This window comes from Nostoc sp. NMS4 (genome assembly GCF_017115095.1).
Taxonomy (GTDB): Bacteria; Cyanobacteriota; Cyanobacteriia; order Cyanobacteriales; family Nostocaceae; genus Nostoc.
Genome location: NZ_JABXKI010000004.1, coordinates 1 through 7,514 on the forward strand (window position 1 = coordinate 1; position 7,514 = coordinate 7,514).

General features: G+C 44.0%; 2 protein-coding genes. Both read right to left on the reverse strand.

Features of this window, described 5'->3' with window-relative positions:
* On the reverse strand, positions 1-1,579 hold a 1,579-nt coding region (locus HWQ37_RS00050; protein ID WP_292742507.1), incomplete at its 3' end, for a condensation domain-containing protein.
* On the reverse strand, positions 1,576-7,514 hold a 5,939-nt coding region (locus HWQ37_RS00055), incomplete at its 5' end, for a non-ribosomal peptide synthetase (RefSeq protein WP_292742508.1). The genes HWQ37_RS00050 and HWQ37_RS00055, both read right to left, overlap by 4 nt.

Here is a 7,514-nt window from a genome sequence, read left to right on the forward strand (position 1 = left end):
CTAATGAACGCTCTACACAAATACCCACCAGCGTATCTGGTTTTACACCCAAAGATTGCAAGTAATGTGCCAACTGGTTAGCGCGACAATTCAATTGCTGGTAAGTCAGTTGTTGATTTTCAAACACCACTGCTACAGCATTGGGGGTACGCTGAACTTGCTCCTCAAACAACTCATGGATACACTTATCAAAAGGATATTCTGCTTGAGTCGAGTTCCATTCAACTAATAACTGATGCTGTTCAACTTGTGTAAGCATTGGCAATTGTGAAATCCGCTCCTTTGGATTAGCAACAATACCTTCAAGCAACGTCACAAAATGTCCAGTCATCCGCTCAATTGTGCTGTTATCAAATAAGTCTGTACTGTACTCCCATACACCCACTAATCCAGCACCAGAGTTGTACATTGATAAGCTCAAATCAAACTTAGTAGTTTTGCTTTGTGCTGTTAAAAAACTGATAGTTAAACCAGCAAGCTCTAGTTTAGACATGGGCGCATTCTGGAGTGCAAACATCACTTGGAACAGTGGTGTATAGCTGAGATTCCGTTCTGGGTGCAATGCTTCAACTAGCATTTCAAAAGGCAATTCCTGATGAGTATACGCTCCTAAAGCTATCTGGCGAACGCGACCAAGTAATTCGTTAAAACTGGGGTCATCGGCTAAGTTGGTACGCATCACTAAAGTATTGACAAAAAAGCCAATTAACCCTTCTATCTCACTGCGATCGCGGTTGGCGATCGGTGTCCCCACCAAAATATCTGCCACACCTGTGTAGCGGTAAAGTAGGGTATCATAAGCTGCCAAAAGTGTCATAAAGAGGGTACAACCTCCCTCTTGGCTCAGTTTTGTCAGCCTATTAGTTAACTCAACTGAGAGTGCAAACTCTTGATATGCGCCAACGAAGGTCTGCACAGCCGGTCTGGGTCGGTCTGTGGGTAGAGACAATAAAGCTGGTGCATCCTTTAGTTGTTGTTTCCAGTAACTTAGTTGAGTTTGCAGTACATCCCCTTGTAACCACTCTCTTTGCCAAATAGCGAAATCTGCATACTGAATCGGTAGTGGTGCTAAAGGTGATGGCTGACCTTGAGAATAAGCCTTGTACAGTGCTGCTAATTCTTGGATAAACACACCCATCGACCAACCATCAGATACAACATGGTGCATACACACTAGCAAAATGTGTTCTGTCTTATTAAGCACTACTAATGTCGCCCTGATTAATGCTTCATTTGTCAGGTTAAACGGAAGAAGTGCTTGTTCTTGCGCTAATTGCTGTGTAGCGATTTCTTGTTTAGCTGGTGGGAGATGTTGCCACTCAAGAACTAAAACTGCCCAATTCGTTTCTGTTTGAATAATTTGAGTTGGTTGTCCATCAACTGTGACGAAATTGGTGCGTAATGCTTCATGGCGATGAATAATTTCTTGCAAGCTTTGCTCTAAGGCAGCTTGATTGAGATTGCCCACCAGACGCAAAGCAAAGGGGATGTTGTATAAAGCACTGTTCGGCTCTAACTGGTCTAAAAACCACAAACGCTGTTGAGCATAAGATAGGGGTAATAATTCTTCAGTAATCATCTCTTGCTCCTTGGTAGAATGCGTGGAACAGTTAGGTCTAAGTTTTGTTGCTGTAACTTCCCGATTGATTGCGCCAATTCAGCTATTGTCGCGGCGTCGAACAATTCGCGTAAAGGGAGCTGGACTTTGAAGCGATCGCGGATGCGTGAAACTAGTTGGGTTGCTAATAGTGAGTGTCCCCCAAGTTCAAAGAAGTTATCATGAATACCGACTTGCTCTACTTTCAGCACTTGTGACCAAATTTGTGCCAGCATTTCTTCAATTGGGGTGCGCGGGGCTATATATTTGTCTTTGAGTTCGCTGTGTAAATCAGGTGTGGGCAAAGCACGGCGGTCTACTTTACCGTTGGGAGTGAGTGGCATTTCCTCCAACATCACAAAAGCATTTGGCACCATGTAATCTGGTAGCTTCGCTTTCAGGAATTGCCGCAGTTCACTAATTATGGGTGTACAGTGCTGATGCGGCACTACGTAGGCAACTAAGCGTTTATCACCAGAGGTATTTTCATGGGCGATGACACAAGATGCTTGCACATCATTATGTTTGCTTAGTGCTGTTTCAATTTCACCCAACTCAATGCGGAAGCCGCGAATCTTAACTTGATTGTCGATACGTCCTATGTATTCAATGTTGCCATCCGGCAGATAACGTGCTAAGTCCCCTGTTTTATATAACTTACTCCTTCCTGCATCCTCAAACGGGTTGGGAATAAATTTTTCTTTTGTCAACTCTGGACGGTTAAGATAGCCTCGTGCCAACCCAGAACCACCAATGTGCAATTCTCCAGGTACACCGACGGGTACTGGTTGCAGATACTTGTCTAAAATGTAGATTTGCGTATTGGCGATCGCGCGACCAATAGGAACAACTTGTCGGTCAATTCCTTGTTTGCAAGTCCAGAATGTTGCATCAATACAAGCTTCTGTCGGCCCATAGAGATTGTGCAAGTTCACATTGAGATTGCTTAACACCTGATCTTGCAGAGCAACTGGTAAGGCTTCACCTCCGCAGAAGATTTGTTTAAGGGAGTGACAAGTTTCAAGTCCTCCTTCTTCTATAAGTATTTGTAATAAAGATGGTACAAATTGAACAGTTGTTACCTGCTCTTGGGCAATTAACTCTAACAGGTAAGCAGTGTCAGCATGACCTCCGGGTTGAGCTAATAGCAACTGTCCGCCTACTAACAAAGGAGCGTAGAATTCCCAAACTGAAGCATCAAAGCTAAAGGGAGTTTTCTGTAACACTTTGTCTGCTTGAGTTAGCGGGAATGTTGCTTGCATCCAGAACATGTGGTTGCAAAGGTTGCAGTGAGAAAGCATCACTCCTTTAGGCTTTCCGGTAGAACCAGAGGTATAAATCACATAAGCCAAGTTAGTTGCTTGTAGAGCAGTAATTGGATTATCCTGACTTGACTGAGAAATAAACTGCCAGTCAGTATCTAAACATATAACCTGGGCTTGATGCCGTGGCAACTTTTCTTTGAGTTGCTGTTGTGTCAGCAGCACTCTCAATTGAGCATCTTCGAGCATAAAGCTCAAGCGATCGCTAGGATAGTCTGGGTCAAGTGGTAGATATGCCCCACCTGCTTTGAGAATTCCCAATAGTCCTACCACCATTTCTAATGAACGCTCTACACACAAACCCACCAGTACATCTGGTTTTACACCCAAAGTTTGTAAATAATGGGCAAGTTGATTTGCTCTGGCGTTTAACTCGGTATATGTCAACTGTTGCTCCCCAAATATCACCGCCGTTGCATTGGGCGTTTGTTCTACTTGCGCTTCAAACAACTGGTGAATACATTTATCTTGGGGATACTCTACTGCTGTTTTGTTCCACTCCACTAGAAGTTGATGACGTTCCTTTGAAGAAACAAGAGAGTGCAGATCATAACGTCCTTGTGGCTCTTTCGCCATTGCCGCCAGAACTCTGAGGTAATAATCACTAATCCTGTTGACTTGTTCGGAGCATAGATCGCAGGGATCGTACTTCAAAGTTAGTGTTATCTCAGACGAGTTGGGACTGACGCTGAATTGAGCAACAAAAGTCAAGTTTGTTTGTTCAAAAAACTTTCCACCTAGCAGCTGTAAATTATCGAGTCCTAGTACTTGTTCGTAGACATGGAAATGGGTGAAATTAAACGCCGTCTCAAACAAAGGCTCACCACCCAAACTCCTCTGTATTTCTGCCAAAGGATAGCGGCGGTGTGGCAACATTTCTCGTTCTGCTGCAAACACTTGTTGCACCAAGTCTGTCCAAGTGCCTCCAGTAAATTGCAGGCGGAATGGCAATGTATTGAGGAATAGTCCCAGGACTCGTTCACCATCACTTTGCTCAGGTCGTCCGTTAGCTGCTACACCTGTTACTACATCCTCTTCACCACCGAGGAAATTTAATACTCGCAGATGAGCAGCCAACAGCACACTCTTGAGTGTAACTTCTGCTCCCTGAGCCAGTTGTTTTAAGCCTGCAAAAATTTCAGGGGGTAAAGTTACCTCTTGCACACCAACTTCTCGAACATTGGTATTTGTTTGCACAAAAGACCAGCGAGGTAATTTGGTAAAAGTGCTGTCGTTTAACCTTTCGCTCCAGTATCGCGCAGTTGACGATGAAGCGATCGCTTGTTGCTCTAAAGCCACAAAATCCCGGAACGCAATACTGAATTGTGGCGATACATAATCGACTCCTTCGCCTAAAAGCGACAAGTAACGCTTAAACAACTCACTCATCATCGAGGCAACACTCCATCCATCGAGAATGGCGTGGTGGAAGCTCAAAGCCAGATTGAATGTCTCCTGTGTGCGACGATGAACAAAGAAACGCACTAAGGGAGGATGAGTCCAATCAAAATGCCGTTTCTTTTCAGCTGCAAACCAAGCAGCTAAGGCTTCTTCTTGCTCAGAATGATTCAAATCACACCAATTCTCCACCTGCAAGGGAACCTCAACTTGCTGATGAACCAGTTGCAACGGAATACTGAAGTTACTAAGTTCAAATGAAGTCCGCAGTACAGCGTGATAATTGACTAAATCTTGAATAGCGACCTGTAAAAGTTGAACATCAAAAGGGGTTTTGAGGTGGAAACTGAAAATATCGTGATAGACTGCACTATCTTGGCTGTATTCACTGTGGTAAATCATTCCCATTTGCAGCATAGCAAGGGGATAGGCATCCTCTATACCATCAGGTAACTGCTGTTTGTCTGCTTGAGAAATCAGACTGAATGGTTGAGTTAATTCTAATTTTGTGATGTCATTCTCTTGTATTTTCAGTTCTTGGACTAGCTCATGAATCGTTTGATATTGGAATAACTGTTGCACAGATAAACTCAAACCTTGTTCTTTAGCTTGAGACAGCACTTGAATGCTACGGATAGAATCTCCACCTAAAGCAAAGAAGTTATCATTAATACCTACTTGTTCAACACCGAGAACCTTAGTCCAGATGGCGGCTAATATTTTCTCTTCTGGAGTGCTAGGTGCGACAAAAACATCTTCTAATTCTGGTCTTGCGGTGTCAGGTACAGGCAAAGCACGACGGTCTACTTTACCATTTGCTGTCAGTGGTAGAGCTTCTAACTGCACAAAAGCACTTGGTATCATGTACTCTGGCAGCTTTTGTTTGAGGAAACGACGTAGTTCTGCGGCTGTGGGAGATTGTTTTGTCTTTGGCACTACGTAAGCTACTAAACGTTTGTTGCTCGGTTCGTCCTCCCGAACCAACACCGCGCTTTCCCAGATGGCTGGGTGTTGGGCTAGTAGTGCCTCAATTTCTCCCAACTCAATGCGGAAACCGCGAATTTTCACTTGTTGATCGATGCGCCCTAAATACTCCAACTCGCCATTCGGCAAATAACGTGCTAAGTCGCCGGATTTATATAGTCGTGCTTTTGGGTTATTACTAAAGGGATTAGAAATAAACCTCTGTGCTGTCAGTTCGGGACGATTGAGATAGCCACGCGCTACCCCAGCACCACCAACGTACATCTCGCCCGCGACACCAATCGGCACTGGCTGTTTATATTCATCCAGCACATACACCTGTAGGTCGGGAATCGGACGACCAATTACACTTGCTGTGCCATTTAAATCGGTTTTACTCAATGGACGATAAGTTACATGTACAGTAGTTTCTGTAATCCCGTACATATTTACTAACTGAGGTGACTTGTCGCCATGACGCTCAAACCAAGGCTGTAAACTCTTCAGTTCTAGGGCTTCTCCACCGAAGATAACTAAGCGTAAGTTCAAATTGCCAGTAGTTGCTATTGACTTTTCGGCTTGAATCAACTGACGGAAAGCTGAAGGTGTTTGATTGAGAATTGTGACTTTCTCTTGAGTTAATAACTCGAAGAAGGATTCGGGCGATCGCGTCACTAAATAAGGCACTACTACCAATCGTCCACCATAAAGTAAAGCACCCCAAATTTCCCAAACAGAGAAATCGAAAGCGTAAGAGTGGAACATTGTCCACACATCATCTTGATTGAAGTGATACCAAGAATTTGTCGCTTCAAATAGACGAACTACATTTGAGTGATTAACTAATGTGCCTTTCGGTTGACCTGTGGAACCCGAAGTGTAAATGACATAAGCTAAGTTATCAGTTGTTAAGCCACTAAGGAGATTGTCTTTACTTTCGGTAGATATGTCTTCCCAGTCTTTATCTAAGCACAGTACGTGCGCCCCATGTTCCGGTAGGCTAGTCAGCAATTTTTCTTGAGTCAACAGGACTGATACTTGTGAATCATTTAGCATATATGCCAAACGCTCTTGAGGATAGTCTGGGTCAAGTGGCACATAAGCACCGCCCGCCTTGAGAATACCTAATATTCCCACGATTGTTTCTAGCGATCGCTCCACATACAACCCAACCAGCACATCGGCTCCCACACCCAAAGACTTCAGGTAATGCGCCAACTGGTTAGCACGACTATTCAACTCACCATAAGTCAGTTGTTGATTTCCAAACACCACAGCTACAGCATCAGGGATACGCTCTACCTGTTCCTCAAACAACTGATGAATACACTTATGCTGGAGATAATCCGCCTGAGTATCATTCCACACAACTAATAACTGCTGTTGCTCAATTTCTGTCAGCAGAGGTAACTGTGAAATCTTCTGCTGTGGGTTAGCAACAATACCTTCAAGCAACGTCACAAAATGCTCAGTCATCCGCTCGATTGTGCTGGCATCAAACAAATTAGTGCTATATTCCCATACACCCACTAGTCCAGCATCAGTGTTCTGCATTAACAAAGACAAATCAAACTTGGAAGTTGCGCCTGTTGCTGGTAAAGAACTGATAGTTAAGCCGGTAAGCTCTACTTCAGATATCGGCGCATTCTGGAGTGCAAACATCACCTGGAACAGTGGTGTATGACTGAGATCCCGTTGGGGCTGCAATGCTTCCACTAGCATTTCAAATGGCAAATTCTGATGAGCATAAGCATCCATTGCCATTTCTCGAACACGATTAAGCAATTCGCTAAAACTGGGGTTGCCTGCCAAGTTGGTACGCATCACTAAGGTATTGACAAAAAAGCCAATTAACCCCTCAATTTCACTGCGATCGCGATTTGCGATCGGTGAACCAACTAAAATGTCATCAGATCCTGTATAGCGGTAAAGTAATGTATCAAACGCTGCTAACAACGTCATGAACAAGGTAACTCCTTGCTCTTGACTTAACTGTATTAACCCACTAGTTAGCTCCCCAGAAAGTGCAAACTGTTGATATGCCCCAGCAAAAGTTTGCACAGCTGGTCTGGGTCGGTCAGTTGGTAACGACAATAAAGCTGGTGCATCTTTTAATTGTTGCTGCCAATAAATCAATTGCCTTTGTAGTACATCCCCTTGCAACCACTGTCTTTGCCAAATTGCGAAATCTGCGTACTGAATCGGCAGTGGCGCTAAGGGTGTACCCCTTTCGG